General features: G+C 74.4%; 17 protein-coding genes. 8 read left to right on the top strand and 9 right to left on the bottom strand.

All coding sequences use genetic code 11. The features are described 5' to 3' along the window. Positions 1–121: 121 nt before the first annotated feature. Entirely contained in the window at positions 122–1,273 is a 1,152-nt protein-coding gene (locus L1885_RS06560; RefSeq protein ID WP_235796028.1) for a Gfo/Idh/MocA family protein, read from the bottom strand. A 572-nt stretch (positions 1,274–1,845) separates the two neighbouring features. Here L1885_RS06560 and L1885_RS06555 point away from each other — a divergent pair. Together L1885_RS06555 and L1885_RS06550 are read left to right on the top strand one after the other, a co-directional pair. After that, positions 1,846–3,009, top strand: a complete 1,164-nt coding sequence (locus tag L1885_RS06555) for a LacI family DNA-binding transcriptional regulator (protein ID WP_372481870.1) — start codon at positions 1,846–1,848, stop codon at positions 3,007–3,009. 388 nt (positions 3,010–3,397) lie between these two features. Continuing rightward, the gene (locus L1885_RS06550; protein WP_235796026.1) at positions 3,398–4,183 is read left to right on the top strand and encodes a sugar phosphate isomerase/epimerase family protein; all 786 of its coding nucleotides are present in this window, start codon (positions 3,398–3,400) and stop codon (positions 4,181–4,183) included. A 96-nt stretch (positions 4,184–4,279) separates the two neighbouring features. Here the strand turns inward: L1885_RS06550 and L1885_RS06545 are convergent, their stop codons facing one another. The 3 genes from L1885_RS06545 to L1885_RS06535 all read right to left on the bottom strand — a co-directional run bounded on the left by L1885_RS06545 (position 4,280) and on the right by L1885_RS06535 (position 6,758). Next, positions 4,280–5,092, bottom strand: coding sequence for an NAD(P)-dependent oxidoreductase (locus tag L1885_RS06545; protein WP_235796025.1), 813 nt, complete (start codon positions 5,090–5,092; stop codon positions 4,280–4,282). Positions 5,093–5,659: 567 nt separating this feature from the next. Beyond that, the gene (locus tag L1885_RS06540) at positions 5,660–5,869 is read right to left on the bottom strand and encodes a tautomerase family protein (RefSeq protein ID WP_235796024.1); all 210 of its coding nucleotides are present in this window, start codon (positions 5,867–5,869) and stop codon (positions 5,660–5,662) included. A gap of 127 nt (positions 5,870–5,996) precedes the next feature. Then, positions 5,997–6,758, bottom strand: a complete 762-nt coding sequence (locus tag L1885_RS06535) for an SDR family oxidoreductase (protein ID WP_235796023.1) — start codon at positions 6,756–6,758, stop codon at positions 5,997–5,999. A gap of 86 nt (positions 6,759–6,844) precedes the next feature. On the opposite strand from L1885_RS06535, the gene L1885_RS06530 reads away from it, so the two are divergent. Next, positions 6,845–7,705: a helix-turn-helix transcriptional regulator gene (locus L1885_RS06530; RefSeq protein ID WP_235796022.1), complete on the top strand. Its 861-nt coding sequence runs from the start codon at positions 6,845–6,847 to the stop codon at positions 7,703–7,705. A gap of 191 nt (positions 7,706–7,896) precedes the next feature. On the opposite strand, the gene L1885_RS06525 is transcribed toward L1885_RS06530, so the two are convergent. From L1885_RS06525 to L1885_RS06515, 3 genes are all read right to left on the bottom strand, one after another. Further along, the gene (locus tag L1885_RS06525; RefSeq protein ID WP_235796021.1) at positions 7,897–9,459 is read right to left on the bottom strand and encodes a S28 family serine protease; all 1,563 of its coding nucleotides are present in this window, start codon (positions 9,457–9,459) and stop codon (positions 7,897–7,899) included. A 321-nt stretch (positions 9,460–9,780) separates the two neighbouring features. After that, complete coding sequence (locus tag L1885_RS06520; protein WP_372481869.1) at positions 9,781–13,848, bottom strand: ABC transporter ATP-binding protein; 4,068 nt, start codon at positions 13,846–13,848, stop codon at positions 9,781–9,783. 454 nt (positions 13,849–14,302) lie between these two features. Next, entirely contained in the window at positions 14,303–14,935 is a 633-nt protein-coding gene (locus L1885_RS06515) for a GOLPH3/VPS74 family protein (RefSeq protein WP_235796019.1), read from the bottom strand. Between the two features lie 266 nt (positions 14,936–15,201). On the opposite strand from L1885_RS06515, the gene L1885_RS06510 reads away from it, so the two are divergent. The 3 genes from L1885_RS06510 (at position 15,202) to tesB (ending at position 18,544) form a co-directional block, all read left to right on the top strand. Further along, positions 15,202–16,050: an SDR family NAD(P)-dependent oxidoreductase gene (locus L1885_RS06510; protein WP_235796018.1), complete on the top strand. Its 849-nt coding sequence runs from the start codon at positions 15,202–15,204 to the stop codon at positions 16,048–16,050. 428 nt (positions 16,051–16,478) lie between these two features. Next, a complete protein-coding gene (locus L1885_RS06505; RefSeq protein WP_235796017.1) occupies positions 16,479–17,636 on the top strand; it encodes an acyl-CoA dehydrogenase family protein in 1,158 nt (385 codons plus the stop codon). 32 nt (positions 17,637–17,668) lie between these two features. Further along, positions 17,669–18,544 carry an acyl-CoA thioesterase II gene (gene tesB / locus L1885_RS06500; protein ID WP_235796016.1) on the top strand — a complete coding sequence of 292 codons (876 nt, stop codon included), beginning with the start codon at positions 17,669–17,671 and terminating at the stop codon, positions 18,542–18,544. A gap of 278 nt (positions 18,545–18,822) precedes the next feature. Here the strand turns inward: tesB and L1885_RS06495 are convergent, their stop codons facing one another. Both L1885_RS06495 and L1885_RS06490 read right to left on the bottom strand, forming a co-directional pair. Then, the gene (locus L1885_RS06495) at positions 18,823–19,605 is read right to left on the bottom strand and encodes a phosphatase (protein WP_235796015.1); all 783 of its coding nucleotides are present in this window, start codon (positions 19,603–19,605) and stop codon (positions 18,823–18,825) included. Between the two features lie 111 nt (positions 19,606–19,716). After that, complete coding sequence (locus tag L1885_RS06490) at positions 19,717–20,442, bottom strand: SACE_7040 family transcriptional regulator (RefSeq protein ID WP_235796014.1); 726 nt, start codon at positions 20,440–20,442, stop codon at positions 19,717–19,719. Positions 20,443–20,572: 130 nt separating this feature from the next. Between L1885_RS06490 and L1885_RS06485 the strand changes: the two genes are divergently transcribed. Then, a complete protein-coding gene (locus L1885_RS06485) occupies positions 20,573–22,189 on the top strand; it encodes a carboxyl transferase domain-containing protein (protein ID WP_235796013.1) in 1,617 nt (538 codons plus the stop codon). A gap of 16 nt (positions 22,190–22,205) precedes the next feature. Beyond that, on the top strand, positions 22,206–23,660 hold a 1,455-nt coding region (locus L1885_RS06480; RefSeq protein ID WP_235796012.1), incomplete at its 3' end, for an acetyl-CoA carboxylase biotin carboxylase subunit.

Here is a 23,660-nt window from a genome sequence, read left to right as displayed (position 1 = left end):
CCGTCGGCCGAGCCGTCGGCGCCGCCGGCCGGCGCGTTCCCGGTGAGGAAGGCGGCCGGGGCGGCGCGGTGGGAGTACGTCCGCAGGGCGCCGCCCGGCGCGGGCAGCCTCAGGCGCGCGGTCACAGCGTCAGCTCCGGCACGTCGAAGCGGCGGCCCTCGGCGTGCGAGCGCAGGCCGAGTTCGGCGAGCTGCACCCCGCGCGCACCCGCGAGCAGGTCCCAGGCGAAGGGCTCGTCGAGCACGACGTGGCGCAGGAAGAGCTCCCACTCCGCCTTGAAGCCGTTGTCGAACTCGGCGTTGTCCGGGACCTCCTGCCACTGCTCGCGGAAGGCGTAGGTGGCGGGCAGGTCCGGGTTCCACACCGGCTTCGGGGTCGTACCCCGGTGCTGGACGCGGCAGTTGCGCAGGCCCGCGACCGCCGAGCCGTGGGTGCCGTCGACCTGGAACTCGACCAGCTCGTCGCGGTTGACCCGGGTCGCCCAGGAGGAGTTGATCTGGGCGACCGCCCCGCCCTGGAGTTCGAAGATGCCGTACGCGGCGTCGTCGGCGGTCGCCTCGTAGGGGGCGCCCCGCTCGTCGACGCGCCGCGGGATGTGGGTGGTGACGTGCGCCTGGACGGAGGTGACGCGGCCGAAGAGGTCGTGCATCACGTACTCCCAGTGCGGGAACATGTCGACGGTGATGCCGCCGCCGTCCTCGCGGCGGTAGTTCCACGAGGGCCGCTGGGCCTCCTGCCAGTCGCCCTCGAACACCCAGTAGCCGAACTCGCCCCGGATCGACAGGACGCGGCCGAAGAAGCCGCCGTCGACGAGCCGCTTCAGCTTGAGCAGGCCCGGCAGGAAGATCTTGTCCTGCACCACGCCGTGCTTGATGCCCGCACGGTCGGCGAGCCGCGCGAGGTCCAGCGCGCCGTCGAGGTCCGTGGCGGTGGGCTTCTCGACGTAGAGGTGCTTGCCCGCCGCGATCGCCTTCTTGACCGCCTCGACGCGTGCGGCGGTCACCTGCGCGTCGAAGTAGATCTCGATGCTCTCGTCCCCGAGGACGGCGTCGAGGTCGGTGGACCACTCGGTGAGGCCGTGGCGCCCGGCGATCTCCTTCAGGGCGTGCTCGCGCCGCCCGACCAGCACGGGCTCCGGCCACAGCGTGTCGCCGCCGCCCAGGTCCAGGCCGCCCTGTTCCCGGATGGCGAGGACGGAGCGCAGCAGATGCTGCCGGTAACCCATGCGTCCCGTCACGCCGTTCATGGCGATCCGGACTGTTCTGCGTCCCACGAAGTTCCCTCCATACCGGCTTAGCAAGCGCTTTCTACGCTATGAAGCTAACCTGCGGACCGGACACGGACAAGACCGGAACGCGGATCGGTGCCCGCGGACGGGCTCTTCGCAACGGACGGCGGCGTGACGCATGCGGTGACGGCGGGACGCATGCGGTACGGAGCGTGCGGTACGGAGCGTGCGGCCGGGGCGGCGGCCGGTACGAAGCGTGCGGTACGACGTGTCCGGTACGAAGCGGCCCGTCCGGGCGGTCCGCGCCGGGAGGTCGGTACGTGAGGTCGGTACGGGCGGCCCGCGCCGGGCGGTCGGTACGTGAGGTCGGTACGGGCGGTCGGTACGGGCGGCCCGCGCCGGGCGGCCCGCGCCGGGCGGTCGGTACGTGAGGTCGGTACGGGCGGTCGGTACGGGCGGTGTTCGGGAAGGGCTTCGCAGGGGGCCGCCCGTACCCGCCGCGCCGCCCCGCCGGCGGACGGCCGCCGGGCGCGGGACGGAGGGGCGGCGGGCGGAGAGGCGGCGGGCGGAGGGGCGGCGGGTACGGACGTGAGCGGCGTTCGCGGCGCGGGACGGGGATCGACAACAATCGGACGGCGGCGGGGACCACGTCCCGCCGGCCACGGCACACCCAGCGGAGGAAAGCGATGACAGTCACCCTGGCGGATGTGGCGGCCCGCGCCGGGGTGTCGCCCGCCACGGTCTCACGCGTGCTGAACGGCAATTACCCGGTCGCCGCCGCCACGCGGGAGCGCGTGCTGCGCGCCGTCGACGAGCTCGACTACGTGCTGAACGGGCCCGCCAGTTCGCTCGCCGCCGCGACCTCCGACCTGGTGGGCATCCTCGTCAACGACATCGCCGACCCGTTCTTCGGGATCATGGCGGGTGCGGCACAGAGCGAGATCGGCGGGGGCCAGGACGCGCCGGGGGCCGCGCCGGGGCGAGGCGGGCAGAAGCTCGCCGTCGTGTGCAACACCGGCGGCTCGCCCGAGCGCGAACTGACCTATCTGACCCTCCTGCAGCGCCAGCGCGCGGCGGCCGTGATCCTCACCGGCGGCGCGCTTGAGGACCCGGAGCACAGTGCCGCCATGGCGGCGAAGCTGGAACGGCTCGCGGCCGCCGGCACCCGCGTGGTGCTGTGCGGGCGCCCGCCGCTGCCGCGGGGCGGGGACGTCCTGGCCGCGCTCGCCTTCGACAACCGGGGCGGCGGCCGGCGCCTCGCCGAACACCTGCTGGCACTCGGGCACCGCAGGATCGGCTACGTGGCCGGGCCGGTGGAGCGCACCACGACCCGCCACCGCCTGGAGGGCCACCGCGAGGCGCTGCGCGCCGCGGGCGCGGCCGGCGGCGAGGGGGGCGGCGGTGGCGCGGACGGGCTGTTGACGCTGCACGGCCCCTACACCCGGCGCTCCGGCTACGAGGCGACACTGGAACTGCTGCGCAGGGACCCCGGTCTGACGGCGGTGGTGGCGGCGAACGACACGGTCGCGCTCGGCGCCTGCGCGGCCGTGCGCGAGCAGGGGCTGCGCATCCCGCAGGACGTGTCGGTGGCGGGCTTCGACGACCTGCCCTTCTCCGTGGACGCCGTGCCCGCGCTGACGACCGTACGGCTGCCCCTCACGGAGGCGGGGGCGCGGGCGGGCCGGCTGGCGATGGGCACGGAGGCGCCTCCGCCGGGCGGGATCGCGACGATCGCGGCGGAACTCATGGCACGGTCCTCGACGGCGCCGCCGCGCGCCTGAACACGGGGGTGGGAGGCCCCGACCGTCTCCCGGCCGCCGACCGCCGACCGCTTCCACGAGGGCGCCGGTGCGGACGCGCCGGTGCGCGGGTGCGGACGTACGAGTGCGCGGGTGGGGACGTACGAGTGCGGACGTGCGAGTGCGCGGGTGCCGAGCGGCCGGTGCGGCGTGGAAGCCGGGGCGCGGATGCGGTGGGGCCCGGGGCCCCGGGCGGGCCGTTCGCGGAGGGCAGCCGTGCGTCCACCCGAGTGCCGCGTGTGCCGACGGCGACCGTGCGATCCGGCGATCCGGTGCGGTTCCGCCGGGCCGGTCAGGGCAGGCTGGACGTGCGGGCCCCCGGCGCCGGAGTCTCGTGAAGAACAGTTCGCACACAGTGGGAGGAACACCCGTGAAGCTCGCCTTCTCGACGCTGGGCGTACCCGGCATGCCGGTCCCGGAGGTGGCCGAACTGGCGGTCTCGGCCGGCTATCAGGGCGTCGAACTGCGGGGCCACCCGGAGGAGCCGGTGCACCCCGGCCTGGGCGCGGCGGAACGCGCGGCCGTGGTCAAGGAGTTCGAGCGCGCCGGTGTGGAGATCCTCACGGTGGCCGGGTACGCGCGCGCGGCCGACGTGTCGGTCCCGGACGACGCCTTCCGCGAGGAGATGGACGGCCTGCTGTGGCTGGCGCGCGATCTGGGCGCCTCGTACGTGCGGGTGTTCCCCGGCGGAGGCGACGAGGCAGGGCCCGAGGCCGACGCGACGGCCGCGCGGCGGCTGGGCGCGGCGGCCGAGGTCGCGGCGGACTTCGGTGTCCGCGTCCTGCTGGAGACCCACGACTCCCACGGCACGGGTGCGGCGGCGGAGCGGGTCGTGGCGGAGGTGGGGCATCCGCAGGTCGGCGTGTTGTGGGACGTGATGCACACCTGGCGCGGGAGCGAGTCGCCGGAGGTCACCCGCGCGACGCTGGGCCCGTATCTGGGCTACGTCCAGGTCAAGGACATCGCCTCGGCCGAGGACACGACGCCGTTGCCGCTGGGGGCGGGCGTGCTGCCGCTGCGGGAGTGCCTCGCCACCCTCTCCGGCGACACGTGGGTGTGCTGGGAGTACGAGAAGCGGTGGTACGAGCACGCCGCGGCGCTCCCGCCGCTCCTCGCCCCGGGACGCGCGCACCTGGAGGGCCTGCTCGCGCACTGAGTCCGCCCGCGCCGGTGGCACGGTTCGGGCGCCCGCCGGTGAGCGGCGCGGAACTCCACAGGACATCCGGGCGCCCGCCGAACGCGGACGCGGCAGTCATTCCTCGGTGTACAGCCCCGCGATGTCGTCGACGGTGATGTGCTCCATCGCCTCGCGCGCCGTCGTGGCCATCGGCAGGGGCCGTCCCACCGACTCGGCCATCCGCATCGCGTTCGCGAGGTCCTTCCGGTGCCAGGTGAGGCGCATCAGCTCCATCTCGGCGAGGCTCCGGCTGGCGGCGGGGCCGTCCAGCAGGGCCGCGCGGAGCTTGGCCGGGGCGACGCCCAGGTCGCGGCCGAGGCGGAGCGCCTCGACGATCGCGGACAGCTGTCCCCAGTGGCAGAGGTTGTTGACCGTCTTGCCGACCTGGCCGGAGCCCAGGGGGCCGAGATGGTGCACCGTCGCGGTCCAGGGGGCCAACTCGTCCCGCACGGAGTCGAGTACGTGCTCCTCGCCGCCCACCAGGAGGTTGACCTCGCCCGCCTCGGCGGCGCGCACCCCGCCGGTGAGGGCGGCGTCCAGGACGTCGATGCCCCGCAGTACGGCGGCGTCCGCCACCTCCCCGCACGTGTTGGGGGTGACCGAGGAGCAGACGAGGATCACCGAGCCGCGCCGGGCCGCGGACAGCACGCCGCCCGGCCCCGTGCACACCTCCAGCACGTCGTCGTCCGTCGGCACCATGACGAGGACGACGTCGCTGCGCGCCGCGAGGTCGGCGACGGAGTCCGCCGGGTGCACGCCCCGGCCGGCGACGAGGTCCAGGAGGGCGCGATCGGAGTCGAACGCGTACGTGGTGACGCCTCCGGCCGCCAGGAACTCCGCCGCCGGACGCCCCATCGCGCCGAGTCCGATCAGACCGACCGTCTTCATTCCGCGTCCCTCCGCCAACCGGTTCGACAGGCCCCCACTTTGGCTTTTTGGTCAGACCATTGTCAATGGGTTGGGCGCGGCCCCGCCGGACGCCGGCACCCGCCGGGCGAGCGGAAGCCCGGGCCGCCGGGCGGACGGCTGGGCCCGGGGAACGGCTCGGCGCCGGGAGGGCGGCTGGGCCCGGGGAACGGCTCGGCGCCGGGAGGGCGGTTTAGCCCCGGGCGGGCGGACGTCGGCCCCGGTCGGGCGGACGGTTCGGCACCTGACGGGTCGGCGGGAACCGCCGGAGCGACTCGCCCGTCCAACTGCCGTGCGCCGGCCGGTCTCCCTGCCGGGCGGTCGGGGCCTTCGCGTTGCTGACCGCGAGTTCCGGGCCCTCCCACCGCCCGCGGCCGGCCACCCGCCGCCACCGGCACGCCCCCCTTTCTGTGCCGGTGCCGGCGGCCCCCCGGCGGCTCGGCACGCAGCCCCGGGGGGTACGGGGGTCTCGGGCCCCGGACCTCGCGCGGCCGGGCACGGCGCCGCGCCCAACCGGGCGTGCGGACCGCGGGCGTCAGGCCTCGGGCGTCACGCGTCGCCGTTGAGCATCGCCGCGGTCAGGACGCCGCCCCCGACGCCCCAGCCGCCGTCGGGCACCTCGTCGACCAGGACCACGGTCGTGGGGCGGGCGCGCTCGCCGTAGATCTCCGCGTACAGGTCGGTGGTGCGTTCCACGATCTTCTTCTTGTCCTCGGCCGAGAGGGTGTGCGCGGGAACCTTGAAGTGGGCGAAGGGCATGGGTCGTTCTCCTTGTGCGAAGCGATGGGGCCCGGGTGGGCGGGGCGGACGAGGCCGCCCGGTGCGGTACGGGTGGGACCCGGCCGTCCAGGTCGCCGGGGCGGAGCGGACCGGGGCGGGAACGGGGTCAGACCATGCCGCCGTTGGCGCGCAGGACCTGTCCGTTGACCCAGTGCCCGGCCGGGCTCGCGAGGAAGGCGACGACCTCCGCGATGTCCTGGCCGGTGGCCAGCCGCTCCAGGGGCGGGGTCTTGGCGAGCTGCTCGATCTGCTCGGGCGTCTTGCCGTCGAGGAACAGGTCGGTCGCGGTGGGGCCGGGCGCCACGGTGTTGACGGTCACGTCCCGCCCCCGCAGTTCCCGGGCCAGGATCAGCGTGAGCGCCTCGACCGCGCCCTTGCTGGCCACGTACGCCCCGTACGAGGGGAACTTGGTGCCCATCACCGAGGTGGAGAACCCGATGAAAGAGCCTCCCGGCCGGGCCCTCCTGGCGGCCTGCTGGGCGACGACGAAGGTGCCGCGGACGTTGGTGCGGTGCACGGCGTCCAGGACGGCCAGGTCGAGTTCGGCTATGGGCGAGAGGGCCATGCGGCCGGCGCAGTTGACGACGACGTCGACTCCGCCGAACTCCTTCTCCGTCCGGTCGAACAGCGCGCCGATCGCCGTCTCGTCGGCCACGTCGGCCTGGACGGCGATCGCGCGCCCGCCCGCCGAGGTGATCGCCTCCACGGTCCGCGTGGCGGCGGCCTCGTCGTTCGCGTAGTTGACCATGACGGCGAGGCCGTCCTGGGCGAGTCTCTCGCTGACCGCTCGGCCGATGCCGCGTGAGCCTCCGGTCACGACGGCGACCCGGCCGGCGGAGGCGGCTTCGTGGGACTGGTTCGTAGTCATGGCTTCACGCTGCGCCCTCGGGCCGCCGGGAACCAGGGGATGTCGTCCCGTGGTTCCCGGGGCGGCCAGGGCGCATCATCGAGGGCATGGCCTCTTCGAAACACCGCGAGCTGGGGACGTTCCTGCGGTCGCGGCGCGAACGCATCAGCCCCGCCGACGTCGGGTTCCCCTCGGGGCCCCGGCGCCGCGTGCCGGGGCTGCGCCGGGACGAGGTCGCCCAGCTCGCCGGGGCGTCGGTGGACTACTACAACGAGCTGGAACGCGGCGCGGGCTCGCAGCCGTCCGAGCAGATGATCGCGGCGCTGGCCCGGGCACTGCGCCTGACGGCCGACGAGCGCGACCACCTCTACAACCTGGCCGGCCGCCCGGTGCCCGTGCAGGGCGGCCCGGCCTCGCACGTGCAGCCCGGGATGCTGGACCTGCTGCACCGCCTGCCGTCGACCCCCGCCCAGATCATCACCGACCTGCACGTCACCCTCGCGCAGAACCCGCTCGCCGTGGCCCTGCTCGGCGACCACTCCGGTTTCCGGGGCGCCGGGGCGAGCTTCGTGCACCGGTGGTTCACCGACCCCGGCGCACGCCTGCTCTACCCCGAGGCCGACCACGCCGGGCAGTCCCGTGCCTTCGTCGCCGACCTGCGCGCCGCCGCGGCACGCCGGGACGCGAAGGACCCGGAGGCCGCCGCGCTGATCCGCTCACTGCTCGGGCGCTCGCCCGAGTTCGCGGCACTGTGGGAGGAGCACGAGGTGGCGTTCCGGCGCGACGACCGCAAGCGGCTGCGCCATTCGGTCCTGGGTCTGGTCGAGGTGAACTGCCTCACCCTGTTCAGCGAGGACGGACGGCAGCGGCTGCTGTGGTTCACGCCGGTCGCCGGGACCGGCAGCGCCGACCTGTTCGACCTGCTCGCCGTCGTCGGCACCCAGGAGATCGCCGGCCCGGCCCGCTGAGCCGGCCGGCGCCGTAGCCGGCGGGATGCGAGCCCCCGGGCGGGTCCGGGGCCGGGCGCCGGGGCCGGGCGCCGGGTCGGACACAGCGGTGCCCGCCGCCTGTCTGTCGGGAGGCGGCGGGCACGGTGGGCTGTCCGGGCGGGGAGGCCGGCGGGCCCGTCAGGGCCTCGGGGCAGCTCCCGGCGTACGGCCTACGGCATCAGCGCCGGGCCCCTGGTCAGCTCCCGCCTGTCCAGCTTCCTGTCGAACGGCGCGAGCGGCCGGGCCCGGTTCTCGTCCTTCCGCACGCTCGCGGGGGCGACTCCGGCCCAGTCGAGGATGCGGGCGGTGGCCTTCGCCTTCTGCGCGGCGGCGAGGCCGGCCACGTTGGCGCCGTGGTTGGCGCCCGGCGCCGTGAACACGTAGCTGTCGTGCGCACCCGGCCCGACGCTGAAGCGCTCGGAGCCCCACGGGTCGTTCTGCCCGTAGACGAAGAGCATGTGGTCGGCGTGGTGGCGCACCCAGCCGTCGACGTCCGGCATCACCCGCGGGTCGAAGCGCATCGGGATGGAACGCGGCACGAAGTGCCGGGGCGGCTGGTAGCCGTAGCGGCTGAGGCCGCCGAGCCAGGGCTGCTCGATGTCGGGCGATCCGAGCTGGGTGCCCGCCTGGTAGTAGTACGGCGTGTACTGCTCGAGGCCCTGGTCGGTGTAGGCGGAGAAGCCGGAGATGGTGTCGATGCTGTCGTAGATCTCCTGATCCGTCGCGGCCTTCGCGTCGGCGGGGATGCTCTCGCAGTCGGACAGCAGGCTGTACTGCCAGAACGCCCACACGTAGTCGAGCACGACGGCCTCGTAGGCCTTGTCGAGCGTGCCGACGGTCGTGAAGGTGTAGCCGCCGGCGCGCGCCCAGTCGGCGTACTTGCGCTCCAGTGGTCCCCGCCGTACGAGCGCCTCGCGCTGCACGGCCTCGACGCGCTCGCGGCACGCCTTGGTGCCGACCGTGGCGAGGAAGCGGTCGTACGCCGAGTCCTCGTCGTTGACGACGTCGTCGGGGGCCACGTACGCGACCACGCCGTCCATGTCGCGGGGGTAGTAGCGCTCGAAGTAGGTGGCGGTCATGCCGCCCTTGGAGCCGCCCGTCGCGAGCCACTTGCGCGGGTAGATCTTCTTGAGCGCGGTGAAGACGCGGTGCTGGTCGCTCGCCGCCTGCCAGATGTCCAGCTTCGTCCAGTCCGCGGGGTCCGGGCGGGACGGCGTGAAGTAGCGGTACTCGAGGGAGACCTGGTTGCCGTCGACGATCTGCGTCGGCTCGCTGCGGCTGGGCGTGGTGGACACGTTGTATCCGCCGGTGAAGAAGACGGTCGGGCGGTCCACGCCCTTGTGCAGCAGCGTGATCCGCTGTTCGAAGGTGCCCCGGGAGGGATGCCGGTGGTCGATCGGCTGCGTGTAGTCGAGGACGAAGTAGCGGTAGCCCTCGACCGGCTTCTCCTGGATGAGGCTCATCCCGGGTATCGCGAGGATGCGGTCCTTGATGTCGGCGGTGTCGGCGGTATCGGTCGGGTCGGTGGCGGTGGCGGCGGTATCGGTCGGGCCGGTGGTGCCGGTGGGATCAGTGGTGCCTGCGCGTGACCCGTCGGCGCCGGATCCGTCGGCGCCGCGTGCGTCCGCGGGCCGGTGGGTGGTGTCCGGTTGCGCGGCGGAGGCCGCGCCTGCCGTGCCGAGTGCGCCTATCAGCAGCGCGAGACTCAGCAGCCATCTGAGCGGCTTGCCCATTCACACTCCCTCGTGTTCATGACAGACGCCGCGACAGTACGGGGCACGGCGGGGATGCCGCCAGGCCGCGTGCCGTTTCACCACCCGTAGGACTCACGGAAGCGTCCGTAGGGCCTACGCGCGCCCGCCGCCCCGGACGACCGTCGACAGGACACCGCGGACGGCCACCGGACACCGCCGGGGCCTCCGGACATCGCGGAGGGCATCCGCAGGTCGCCGGGCCGCCGGACGCCGCCGGCCGGAACGCGCCGAGGGGACGGCGCGGGCTCCCCCGCCGTCCCCTCGCGCCGTCGCCTCACGGGTGTCCTCGGACGCGGCCGGTCAGGCGACCGCCGGCTCCTCCTCGCCCACGAAGCTGCGCCACAGGCGGGCGTAGCGGCCGTCGAGGGCGAGCAGTTCCTCGTGGGTGCCGTCCTCCGCGACCCGGCCGTGGTCCATCACGATCACGCGGTCCGCGCGGGCCGCCGTCGTCAGCCGGTGGGCGACCACGAGCGTGGTGCGCCGGCCCGTCAGCCGTTCGGTCGCCTGGTTGACGGCGGCCTCGCTGGCCAGGTCGAGCGCGGCGGTCGCCTCGTCCAGCAGCAGGATGTCCGGGTCGACGAGCTCCGCGCGGGCGAGCGCGATCAGCTGGCGCTGGCCGGCCGAGAGGTTGCGGCCGCGCTCGGCGACCTGGTGGAGGTAGCCGCCGTCGAGCGTCGCGATCATGTCGTGCGCGCCGACCGCGCGGGCCGCCGCCTCCACCTCGGCGTCGCCGGCCCCGGGCCGCCCGTAGGAGATGGCGTCGCGGACCGAACCGGGGAAGAGGTACGCCTCCTGCGGGACGACGCCCAGCCGGTGGCGGTATCCGGCCAGGTCGAGTTCGCGCAGGTCGGTGCCGTCGACCGTGACCCGCCCGCCGGTCGGGTCGTAGTAGCGCGCGACCAGCTTGACCAGCGTGGACTTGCCCGCGCCCGTCTCGCCGACGAACGCGACCGTCTGGCCCGCCGGGATGCGTAGGTCGACCGAGCGCAGCGCGGCCTCCTTGCGGGTGGCGCCGCGCGCGCCGGCGGCGGGAGCCTGCGGGTCCTCGCCGGTGCCGCCGCGGGCGGCGCCCGCCACGGCCGCGGCACCGGCCTCCGCCTGGTCCTCCCCGCCGACGCTGTCCGCCGCGTAGTGGAAGTCGACGCCCTCGAAGGCGATCTCGCCGCGCAGCGCCCCGACCGGCCGCGGATGGTCGGCCTGGACCGTGGACGTCGGTTCGCGCAGCAGCTCCTGGATGCGGGTCAGCGACACCGTGGCCTGCTGGTATCCGTCGAACACCTGGGACAGCTGCTGCACCGGGGCGAAGAACAGGTCGATGTAGAGCAGGTAGGCGACCAGCGCGCCCGTCGTCAGCGTGCCGCTCTGGACGCGGTCGGCGCCGACGATCAGCACGGCCGCCGCCGCCACCGACGACAGGAACTGCACGAACGGGAAGTAGACCGAGATCAGCCACTGGCCGCGCGTGCGGGCGCTCAGGTAGTGCATGCTGCGGCCGGCGAAGCGCTCGCCGCCGTCCCGCTCGCGCCGGAAGGCCTGCACGATCCGCAGACCGGAGACCGTCTCCTGGAGGTCCGCGTTGACGACGCCGATCCGCTCACGCGCGAGGGTGTAGGCGCGCACGCTCTTGCGCCGGAAGAAGTACGTGCCGACGACGAGCGCCGGCAGCGTCGCGAACACCACGAGCGCCAGTTGCACGTCGATGGCCAGCAGGACCGCGAGGATGCCGAAGAAGGTGATCACGGCGACCAGCGCGGTGACCAGGCCCGTCTGGAGGAACGTGGACAGGGCGTCCACGTCCGTCGTCATGCGGGTCATGATCCGGCCGGTCAGCTCGCGCTCGTAGTAGTCGAGGCCGAGCCGCTGGAGCTGCGAGAAGATCTTCAGCCGCAGCGAGTAGAGCACCCGCTCGCCCGTCCTGCCGGTCATCCGCGTCTCGCCGATCTGGGCGATCCACTGGGCGAGCGCGACGAGGAGGCCGAGCCCGGCAGCCGTCCACACGGCCCCGATGACGACCTTGTCGACGCCCTGGTCGATGCCGTGCCGCACCAGGATCGGCAGCAGCAGCCCCATGCCGGCGTCCGCCGCGACGAAGGCCAGGCTGACGGTCAGCGCCCGGCCGAAGCCGTGCAGCAGCCTGCGCAGCCCGTACGAGGACTCGGGCCGCACGGCCTGTGCCTCGTCCACCTCCGGTTCGTCCTCGGCGGGCGGCAGCGCGGCGACCTGTGCCAGCAGTTCGGGGCTCGCGCCGGAGTCGGAGTCCTCCTCGACGACCTCGTCGCGGGCCCACAGGGTGGGCGTGACGCCGCTCTCCGCGTCGAAGTCGGCGTCGAACTCCGCGTCGATTCCCTCGCGGGCCCTCTCCTCGCGCGCGGCGCGCCGCTCGGCGGCCGCACGGGTCCCCGCGTCCTCCTCGGCCGCCTCCGCGGCCCGGACGCGCTCGATCTCCGGGTCCACCGGGGAGTCGCCGAGCTCGTCGGGGTCGGTGAGCAGCCGCCGGTACAGCGCGGAGCGCAGCTGCAGCTCGTCGTGGGTGCCGATGTCGGCGAGCCGGCCCCCGTCGAGCACGGCGATCCGGTCGGCCAGGCCGAGCGTGGAGCGGCGGTGGGCGATCAGCAGTGTCGTGCGGCCCGCCATCACCGAGCGCAGCGCGTCGTGGATCTCGTGCTCGACGCGGGCGTCCACGGCGGACGTCGCGTCGTCCAGGACGAGCAGGCGCGGGTCGGTGAGGATGGCGCGCGCGAGGGCGATGCGCTGGCGCTGCCCGCCGGAGAGCGTCAGGCCGTGTTCGCCGACCTTCGTGTCGTAGCCCTCGGGCAGGGCCTCGACGAAGCGGTCCGCCTGGGCCAGCCGGGCCGCGCGCTCGACCTCCTCCTGGGTGGCGCCGCTCCTGCCGTAGGCGATGTTGGCCCGCACCGAGTCGGAGAACAGGAAGCTGTCCTCGGGGACCATGCCGATGGCGCCGCGCAGCGAGTCGTACGTCAGCTCCCGCACGTCGTGGCCGCCGACGAGGACGGCGCCGTGCGTGACGTCGTAGAAGCGCGGCAGGAGCAGCGAGGCCGTGGACTTGCCGCTGCCGGACGAGCCGACGAGCGCCACCGTCTCGCCCGGCTCGACGCGCAGGGAGAAGCCGTCGAGGACGGGCCGCCCCTCCTGGTAGGCGAAGGACACGTCGTCGAACTCGACGGAGGTCTCCACGCCGGCCGGCAGCTCCTTGGCGCCCTCCGTCATGGTCGGCTCGGTGTCGATGAGCTCAAGGACGCGCTCGACGCCCGCGCGGGCCTGCTGCCCGACGGTCAGGACGACGGCGAGGCTGCGCACGGGCCCGACGAGCTGCGCCAGGTACGTGGAGAAGGCCACGAAGGTGCCCAGCGTGATGTCGCCCCGGGTGGCGAGCCAGCCGCCGAGGGCCAGCATGGCGACCTGTCCGAGCGAGGGGACGGCCTGGAGGGCCGGGGTGTAGCGGGAGTTGAGCTTGACCGTGCGCAGCCGGCCCGCGAACAGCTTGCGGCCCACCCGGCGGAGCTTGTCGGTCTCCTGCTCCTCCTGGCCGAAGCCCTTGACGACGCGCACGCCCGTGACGGCGCCGTCCACGACGCCCGCCACGTCGGCGGCCTTCGTCTGCGCGTACCAGGTGGCGGGGTGCAGCCGGGAGCGGCTGCGGCGCGCGATGGCGTACACGGCGGGGGCGACGGCGAGCGCGACGAGGGTCAGCGGCGGGGACAGCACCGCCATGATCACGAGGGAGACGACGAACAGCAGCACGTTGCCGATGGTCATCGGCAGCATGAACAGCAGGCCCTGGATCAGCTGGAGGTCGCTCGTGGCGCGGCCGACGACCTGGCCGGTGCTCAGCTCGTCCTGCCGGCGGCCGTCGAGCCGGGTCAGCGAGCGGTACATGTCGGTGCGCAGGTCGTGCTGCACGTCGAGCGCGACCCGTCCGCCGTAGTAGCGGCGGACGAACGTGGTGACGTAGACGGCGACCGCGGACGCGATCAGCAGGCCCGTCCAGGTGTAGAGCGAGCCGCTGTGCGAGCCGATGACGTCGTCGATGACGACCTTGGTGATGAGGGGGACGAACGCCATGACGCCCATGCCGGCCAGCGAGGCCCCGAGCGACAGCACCACCTTGCGGCGGTAGCGCCACGCGTACCCCGACAGCCGATGTGCCCAGCTCCGTTTCCCCGCCGCCACTGGTGATGCGCCTCCTGTTGCCGTCCGTCGTGCCTGCTGCCGTCGTGCTGTCCGTGCCTGCTGCCGTCGTGCCGGCCGCCGTCCGTACTGACCGCCGCCCGCCGGGGGACGCGCCGCGCCCGAGCACCGTGGCCGGTCGGCCGCGTCGCCCGGGCCGCTGCCGACGGCCCCGGCCATGACTACCCGGGACCGCCCCCGCTTCCCCACCCCAGCCCACAACGCCAGGTAACACGGAATTCATCCCACCGGTTGTGCCGGAGCGGGAAAGAAGCGCAAGTCAGGGCTTTGGTCGGAGGCCGCAGGCGCCCTTTGGCCTAGGCCCTCGGGGGGTCCACCCGGCTTCCGGGGGCGGCCGCGCGTCGGGGGCGTACGGAGGCGGCGGGGCGCGAACCCCGGAGCGCGGGGGCGCGCGGCGGGCGCGGCGGCGGCCGGGCCCGGTGACGGACAGGGACGTGATCCGGGGCCCTGTGCGGCCGTACGAGGAGCCGTACGCGGCCGTATGCGTGGCCGTATGCGGCCTCCCCCGTCCACGCACGCGCGCGGACTTGGCGGACGGGACGCGGGAGTCCGCCGGCACGCACGGACCGTGCTCCCGGCCCGTACGTGCCGGGCGCGCTCTCGGCCCGTGCCCTCAGCCCGCGCCGTCGGCCGCCTCGGACCTGATGAGCCGGGTCACGGCCCGCGCGGGCCACAGCTCGCGGGCGAGCCCCCGCATCGTGCGCCGGATCTCCCGGCCGCCGGCGCCGGGCGGCGCGAGCCCGCGCGCCAGGTGGATCGCCTGGGCCAGGGCGGCGAGCATCCTGCTGCGGGGCTTGGGAAAGCCCAGCTTGGCGGCGCCCCGGAAGCCGGCCGCGGCCGCCTGCGCCACCTCCGGGGTCGCCGGCCGCCGGCGGGTGGCCGGGAACAGCCCGAGGGCGCGGCGGCGCTCGACGGTCACGAGGCCGCGCGCGGCGAGGGCGTCCGCGCACAGCTCCGCCACCGCACCGGACCGCCGGCGGATCCAGCGGGTGGTGCGTACGGGCCGGCCGTCGCGGAACAGCCCGAGGACGCCGTCCAGCAAGGGCTCCCCCGTCGGCGGCGGCGCGAGGGGGACGACGCGGCCCCGGTCCTCGGCGACGCACCGCAGCGCTTCGAGATCGGCGAGCGCCGCCGCCGCCAGCCCGTAGCCCAGATGGCGCCGGCGCACGCGCGGTCGCCCCGAGGACGGGTCGAACGCCAGCAGCAGCAGTTCCTCGGGCAGCGTCAGGGCGGGCAGGCGGCTCACGGGCCTCCGCCTACCTCGTGTACACGAGGACGAACGCCGCCAGTACGACCGCCATGAGCACGGTCACGACCGCGGCGAAGCGGCCCCTGGCGGTGCGGGTGTTGTACGGGTGCCTGCTCATGCCCGGCAGCTTACGAGCCGGAAGGTTCGCGTTCTCCCACGGCGCGGTACGTATGTCGCAACGATCGGGCCGCCGGGGCCCCGGCCGGCTGCGCGCCGGGACCGGACGGCCGTGCGGTCCACCACGGAGAGGGGCGCGTGCCGCGATGGGAACGCTGGACGGAAAGGTGTGCGTGGTCACGGGCGCCACGAGCGGCATCGGCGCCCGCACGGCGGGCGTCCTCGCCGCGGAGGGCGCGCGCGTGGTGGTCGCGAGCCGCCGGACGGAGGAGGGCGAGGCGCTCGCGCGGTCGATCGGGTCCACGGCCGTCTTCCACTGCGCGGACATGTGCGTGGAGGCCGAGGTCGAGGCCCTGGTGGACCGGGCGGTCGAGACGTTCGGCCGGCTCGACGTGTTGGTCAACGACACGGGATCGCCGTCCCACCTGACGAGCGTCATGGACATGGACCCCTCGCTGCTCGAAGCGACGTTCTCCGTGCACGTCACCGGCACGCTCCTCGGCATCAAGCACGCCGCACGCGCCATGCGCGGCACGGGGGGCGGCAGCATCGTCACCATGTCGGGGGTGGCGGGCCACGCGGGCGGCTGGGCCGGCATCGACTACTCGGTGGCGAAGGCCGCCGTCGCACACCTGACCCGGTGTGCCGCCGTGGAGCTGGGCGAGTACGGCATCCGGGTGAACAGCGTGTCGCCGGGGCCGATGCTGACCGGGGCCTTCGGCGCCGCGGCCGAGGACGCGGACGGCCGGGTGGAGGTCCTGCGCCACGTCATGGCCGACATGCGGCGCGAGCAGCAGCCCCTGGACGCCGTCGGTGGCACGGACGACCCGGCGCTCGCCACGCTGTTCCTCGCGAGCGACGCGTCCCGCATGATCACGGGCCAGGACCTGGTGGTGGACGGCGGGCTGCTGGCGGGCAGGCCCGCGCCGGTGCTGATGCGGGAGCGGTCCCGCATCGCGGCGATCGTGGCGGGCGACGGCCCGGCGGAAGCCTGACCTCGAACACCGGCCACCGGCCACCGGCCACCGACCACCGGCCACCGCCCGCCGGGAGCGGACGCCACCGGCCGCCGACGAACCGGCCACCAGGGAGCGGTCGCCCCTTCCACCGGCCGCCCACGCCGCCGGACCCCTCCTTGCGCGCGGACCGCGGCACGGGGCCGCGCCACCGCTGTGGTCCCGGCCGCTCCCGGTGGCGGCCCCTGCTCTTCCCGGTGGCGGCCCCGCCCTGGACACGCCTACTGACCGCCCGGTAACTTGGCCTGAGCAAGCGCTTAGACCGTGAGGTGCCGTGACGTCCCGGGGCGGCCGGGGCGGCCGGCCCCCGGCGGCACCGGTCGCCGCGCGGCACGGACACCCGTCACCGAGTCACCGAGTCACCGAGTTACCGACAGGCGGCGGATCGCCGCGGAGGAGGCCCTGCCATGCGTCGCACCGTCTACAACGAGGACCACGAATCGTTCCGGGGGACGCTGCGCGCCTTCATCGAGGGCGAGGTCGTCCCCCACTACGAGGAGTGGCTGGCGGCGGGCCAGGCGCCGCGCGACTTCTACCGCAAGCTCGGTGAGCTGGGCGTCTTCGGCATCGAGGTGCCGGAGGAGTACGGCGGCGCGGGCATCGAGTCGTTCAAGTTCCAGGCGGTGATCTCGGAGGAGACGGCCCGCGCGGGCGTCTCGTTCGGCGGCTCCGGCGTGCACGTCGCGCTGTGCCTGCCGTACCTGAAGGCGTACGCCACCGACGAGCAGAAGAAGCGCTGGCTCCCCGGCTTCATCAGCGGCGACACGATGTTCGCCATCGCCATGACGGAGCCCGGCACGGGTTCGGACCTCGCGGGCATGAAGACGACGGCGAAGCTGTCCGAGGACGGCACCCACTACGTGCTCAACGGCTCCAAGACCTTCATCACCGGCGGCGTGCACGCGGACCGCGTCATCGTCTGCGCGCGCACGGCCGCCCCCTCCGCCGAGGACCGCCGCTTCGGCATCTCGCTGCTGGTCGTGGACACGAAGTCCGAGGGCTACGCGGTCGGACGCAAACTCGACAAGATCGGCCTGAAGACCTCCGACACGGCGGAGCTGTCGTTCACGGACGTCAAGGTGCCCGTCGCCGATCTGCTGGGCGAGGAGAACAAGGGCTTCTCCTACCTCGGCCAGAACCTGCCGCAGGAGCGCCTGGGCATCGCCTTCGGCGCCTACGCGCAGGCCGCGGCGGCGATCCGGTTCGCCAAGGAGTACGTCAGGGACCGCACGGTCTTCGGCAAGTCCGTCGCCTCCTTCCAGAACACCAAGTTCGAACTGGCCGCGTGCCAGGCCGAGGTCGACGCGGCCGAGGCCGTCGCGGACCGCGCCCTGGAGGCGCACGACCTGGGCGAACTGACCGCGGCCGAGGCCGCGTCGGCGAAGCTGTTCTGCACGGAGGTCGCGAGCCGGGTCATCGACCGCTGCCTCCAGTTGCACGGCGGCTACGGCTACATGAACGAGTATCCGATCGCCCGCCTGTACGCCGACAACCGCGTCAACCGCATCTACGGCGGGACCAGCGAGGTCATGAAGATGATCATCGCCAAGTCCATGGGCCTGTGACGGGACCGGGCGGCCTGGGTCAGACTCCTCCCATGAACAGCGAACTGGACACCCTGCTCGGCCTGCTCGACCTGGAGCGGATCGAGCAGGACATCTTCCGCGGCCGCAGCCACACGTCCGTGGTGCCGCGCGTCTTCGGCGGGCAGGTCGCCGCCCAGGCGCTGGTCGCGGCGGGCCGCACGGTGCCGGACGAGCGCATGGCGCACTCGCTGCACGCGTACTTCCTGCGGCCGGGCGATCCCGGCGCGCCCATCGTCTACACGGTGGACCGCATCAGGGACGGCCGCTCGTTCACCACCCGCCGCGTGGTGGCCGTCCAGCACGGGCAGCCGATCTTCCATCTGTCGGCGTCCTTCCAGCTGCCGGAGGAAGGGCTCGACCACCAGGCGGAGATGCCCGACGCGCCGGACCCGGAGAGCCTGCCGTCGGGAGCCGAGCTGCTGCCGAAGTACGCGGACCGGTTCGTCAGTCCCACGGTGGTCGACCGCCTGCTGGAGACGCGGGCCGCGGTCGACCTGCGCTACGTGCAGGAGCCGCCGTTCGCGACGGTCGGCCAGGTGCGCGAGGCGCGTTCGCAGGTGTGGTTCAAGGCCAACGGCACACTCGCCGACGACCCGCTGCTGCACGTGTGCCTCGCCACGTACGTCTCCGACATGACGCTGCTCGACTCGGTGCTGCTGGCCCACGGCCGCGGCGGCTGGGCGGTCGGCGACATCGTGGGCGCGAGCCTGGACCACGCCATGTGGTTCCACCGGCCCTTCCGCGCCGACGAGTGGCTGCTGTACGACCAGGAGTCGCCGTCGTCCTCCGGCGGCCGCGGTCTCGGCCAGGCCCGCATCTACACGCGGGACGGGCGGCTCGCGATCTCGGTGATCCAGGAAGGCGTGATGCGCGTCCCGCGCGGCTGAGCCCGCGCCGCGCCCCGCTCGACGTGCACCGGGCCGTGCGCCCCGCTCGGCGCCCCCGTCGGCGGCTTCGCACGCCTGGCGGACCCGCGCGCGGGCCGGTACGGGCGCGCCGGGTGCGTCCGTGCACCCGAGGAGGCGCCCCCGGGCCCTCCCGGCCGCACGGGCAGCGCCGCGCCGACGCCGTGAGCGGGCTCCCTCGTGCGTTCCCGCACGGCCGCCCTCGTGCGCTCCCCCGTCCCGCCGCCTCGCGCGGCGCCGGACGGGGAGCGCGGAGTGCGTCACTCGGGGAGCAGGCCCGCCTCGTTCAGCAGGTAGGCCGTCATCGGGTCGTAGTGGCGCGGGCTCGTGACGTGGTCGTCCAGCGGGATCGTCACCTGGAGCGTGCCCTCGGCCTCGCCCAGGAAGAGCGCGGGGTCGTTGCAGTCGGCGTAGCCCATCGCGTCGAGGCCCCGCTGGCCCGCGCACCCGGCCCAGCCGTGGTCCGCGACGACCAGGTCCGGCAGCCGTCCCTCGCTCTCCAGGGCGTCCAGGATCGCGCGCATCGGCTCCGGGGAGTGGGTGTGCCACAGCGTGGCGCCGCGCTCCAGCATCGAGACGTCGGCGAACTGCACGACCATGCCCTCGTCCGCGTACAGCCCCTCGGGGATCCGGACGATCTCGCAGCCCGCCGCCCGCAGGCCGTCCGCCGTCTGCCGGTGCACGTCGAGCAGGCCGCCGGGGTGGCCCGTCGCGAACAGCACGCGCTCGCCGGCCTCGGCCGCCTTGCGCAGCCTGGACGCCATGCGTTCCAGGGCGTCGACGGTCAGCTCGGGGTCGATGGTGTCCTGGCCCGTCCGGTGCTGCGGGTCGTCCACGACGCCGCAGCGCTCCGCCATCACCGCGAGCACGTCCTGCTCGTCGGTCCACCGGTCGCCGAGCTCCAGACCCAGCCAGTAGTGGCGGTCGCCGTTGGCGAGCTTGCGGTAGTGGGAGAGGTTGTTGTCGCGGGGCGTGGCGACGTTCCCGGCGATACGGGTCCGTACGAGGTGCTCGGTGAGCTCGGGGCGGCTGGGTATCGGCATGAGCCCATTGTGCCGTCACCGGCCCCGGGGGCGCCCCCCGTCCGGCCGCGCCCCCGCGGTCGGAGTAACGCGGGCGGGGTCGCGCAGGCGGCGTGGTGCGGCTGCCCGGGCTCAGGCCGCTCCCGCGTCCCGGGCCGCGGTGCCGGGGCCGTCCTCAAGGGCGGGCGCACCGGCTGCGGGCCCGCCGGACCTGCCGGGGCCGTCCCCGGCGGCGCCGCCCGCGGCCGCCGGCCGCGCGAACCCGGGGGCGAGGGCCGCGAACGCGCCGTGGGCGAGGCGGCGCAGCAGCTCCGCCGTGGCCTCGCGGTCGGGCAGACCGCCCCGGTGGGAGCCGAAGTGCGGGGTCGAGTTCAGCAGGCCGAAGACGGCGTGCACGGCCGCGCGGGCCTCCTCCTCGGGGACCCGCCCGTACAGGTCGCGGACGACGCCGACCCACAGCTCCACGTACTGCCGCTGGAGCTGGCGCACCATCCGCCGGTCGCTGTCGCGCAGGCGGTCGAGTTCGCGGTCGTGCAGCGTGATCAGGGGCCGGTCGTCGAGCGCGAAGTCGATGTGTCCGTCGATCAGGGACGCCAGCACGCCCGCCGGCCCCTCGGCCGCCGCGCCGGCCACCCGCCGCCTGCCGCCGTCGAGGAGCCGGTCGCTGATGCCGACGAGCAGCTCGGCGAGCATCGCGTCCTTGCCCGCGAAGTGGCGGTACAGGCCGGGGCCGCTGATGCCGACGGCGGCGCCTATCTCGTCGACCCCCACGCCGTGGAAGCCGCGTTCCGCGAAGAGGCGGGCCGCGTGCTTGAGGATCTGCTCCCTGCGGGTCGGTGCCGCCGTTCTGGTCGTCATCGATTCATTCTAGACAGAGTTGTTAGCGGTCGTTAACCTGGAGAGCGCACGTTAACGCTCATTAACCCGTCTCCATGCCCGCTCGGGCCGGCCCACACCCGCCGGCCATGGACTCATCAGGGGGCCGTACATGCGCCAGGCACCGGTGCTGACCAGCACCGCCGACCCGTCTTCCGAGACCTGGCGGGCCAACGAGGCAGCGCACGAGGCGCTGGCCGAGGAGCTGCGCGGCCGGCTGGCCACCGCACGCCTGGGCGGCGGCGAGCGCGCCCGCGCCCGGCACACCGCCCGCGGCAAGCTGCTGCCGCGCGAGCGGGTGGACACCCTGCTGGACCCCGGCTCGCCCTTCCTGGAGCTCGCGCCCCTCGCGGCCGAGGGGATGTACGGCGGCGACGCGCCGGCGGCCGGCGTGATCGCCGGCATCGGCCGGGTCTCCGGCCGCGAGAGCGTGATCGTCGCGAACGACGCGACCGTCAAGGGCGGCACGTACTACCCGATGACCGTCAAGAAGCACCTGCGGGCCCAGGAGGTGGCGCTGGAGAACCGGCTGCCGTGCCTGTACCTGGTCGACTCGGGCGGCGCGTTCCTGCCGATGCAGGACGAGGTCTTCCCCGACCGCGAGCACTTCGGTCGCATCTTCTACAACCAGGCGCGGATGTCCGCTGCGCGCATCCCGCAGATCGCCGCGGTGCTCGGCTCCTGCACGGCGGGCGGCGCCTACGTCCCGGCGATGAGCGACGAGGCCGTCATCGTGCGCGGGCAGGGCACGATCTTCCTGGGCGGGCCGCCGCTGGTGAAGGCGGCGACGGGCGAGGTCGTCACGGCGGAGGAGCTGGGCGGCGGCGAGGTGCACTCGCGCGTCTCCGGCGTCACGGACCACCTCGCCGAGGACGACGCGCACGCGCTGCGGATCGTCCGGACGATCGTCTCGACGCTGCCGGAGCGCGGCCCGCTGCCCTGGTCCGTCGAGCCGGTGGAGGAGCCGAAGGCCGACCCGGCGGGGCTGTACGGGGCGGTGCCGGTCGACTCGCGCACGCCGTACGACGTGCGGGAGGTCATCGCGCGCGTGGTGGACGGCTCGCGGTTCGCCGAGTTCAAGTCCGAGTTCGGCACGACGCTGGTGACGGGGTTCGCCCGCGTGCACGGCCACCCGGTCGGCATCGTCGCCAACAACGGCATCCTCTTCTCCGAATCGGCGCAGAAGGGCGCGCACTTCATCGAGCTGTGCGACCAGCGCGGCATCCCCCTGCTGTTCCTGCAGAACATCTCGGGCTTCATGGTCGGCCGGGACTACGAGGCCGGCGGCATCGCCAAGCACGGCGCGAAGATGGTCACGGCGGTCGCCTGCGCGCGCGTGCCGAAGCTGACGGTCGTGGTGGGCGGCTCCTACGGCGCGGGCAACTACTCGATGTGCGGCCGGGCGTACTCGCCCCGGTTCCTGTGGATGTGGCCGAACGCGAAGATCTCGGTGATGGGCGGCGAGCAGGCCGCGTCCGTCCTCGCGACCGTGAAGCGGGACCAGCTGGAGGGCCGCGGCGAGCAGTGGCCCGCCGAGGACGAGGAGTCCTTCAAGGCGCCGATCCGCGCGCAGTACGAGCAGCAGGGCAGCGCGTACTACGCGACGGCCCGGCTGTGGGACGACGGTGTGATCGATCCGCTGGAGACCCGCAGGGTGGTCGGCCTCGCGCTGACCGCCTGCGCCAACGCACCGCTGGGCGAGCCGGGTTACGGCGTCTTCAGGATGTGAGGAGTCGGGAGTGACGATGTTCGACAGTGTCCTGGTCGCCAACCGGGGCGAGATCGCCGTCCGGGTGATCCGCACCCTGCGTGCGACGGGGCTGCGCTCGGTCGCGGTCTTCAGCGACGCGGACGCCGACGCGCGCCACGTGCGCGAGGCCGACACGGCGGTGCGGATCGGCCCCGCGGCCGCGGCGGAGAGCTACCTGTCCGTGGAGCGGCTGCTGGACGCGGCGCGCCGCACGGGCGCGGGGGCCGTGCACCCGGGCTACGGGTTCCTCGCGGAGAACGCCCGCTTCGCGGCGGCCTGCGCCGAGGCGGGGCTCGTCTTCATCGGCCCGCCCGCGGCGGCGATCGACCTGATGGGCGACAAGATCCGGGCGAAGCAGACGGTGTCCGCCGCCGGTGTGCCGGTCGTCCCCGGCTCCTCGGGCGGCGGTCTGAGCGATGCCGAACTGGCGGCGGCGGCACGCGAGATCGGCATGCCGGTGCTGCTCAAGCCGTCGGCGGGCGGCGGCGGCAAGGGCATGCGCCTGGTGCGCGACGAGGCGCTGCTCGCGGACGAGATCGCGGCGGCGCGGCGCGAGGCCCGCTCGTCCTTCGGCGACGACACGCTGCTGGTCGAGCGGTGGGTGGACCGGCCGCGCCACATCGAGATCCAGGTGCTGGCCGACGCCCACGGCAACGTGGTGCACCTCGGCGAGCGGGAGTGCTCGCTGCAGCGGCGCCACCAGAAGGTGATCGAGGAGGCGCCGTCGGTCCTGCTGGACGAGCCCACGCGCGCGGCGATGGGCGAGGCGGCGGTGGCGGCGGCCCGCTCGTGCGGCTACGTGGGCGCGGGCACGATCGAGTTCATCGTGCCCGGCGCGGACCCGTCCTCGTACTACTTCATGGAGATGAACACCCGTCTGCAGGTCGAGCACCCCGTCACGGAGTTCGTCACCGGACTCGACCTGGTCGAACTCCAGTTGCGGGTGGCGGCGGGCGAGCCGCTGCCGTTCGCGCAGGAGGACGTGGCACTGACCGGGCACGCGATCGAGGCGCGGCTGTGCGCCGAGGACGCCGCGCGCGGCTTCCTGCCCACGGGCGGCAGTGTGCTGGCGCTGCGGGAGCCGGCGGGCGACGGCGTGCGGACGGACTCGGGCCTGAGCGTGGGCACGGAGGTCGGCAGCGCGTACGACCCGATGCTGTCGAAGGTCGTCGCGTACGGCCCCGACCGGGCGACGGCGCTGCGCAGGCTGCGCGGCGCGCTCGCGGACACGGTGACGCTGGGCGTCACGACGAACGCGGGCTTCCTGCGGCGGCTGCTCGCGCACCCCCGGGTCGTGGCGGGCGACCTCGACACGGGCCTCGTCGAGGAGGCGGTGGACGGCCTCCTGACGGGTCCGGTCCCGCCCGAGGTGTACGCGACGGCGGCGCTGCTGCGCGCCCGCACGGGCGGTGCGCCGGCCGGGGACGCGGGCCCCGGGGCGGCACCGCGT

It is taken from the genome of Streptomyces fuscigenes, assembly GCF_021556455.1.
GTDB lineage: Bacteria > Actinomycetota > Actinomycetes > Streptomycetales > Streptomycetaceae > Streptomyces > Streptomyces fuscigenes.
Note: the sequence above shows the minus strand (reverse complement) of the source record. Positions and strands in the feature narration are given on the sequence as shown.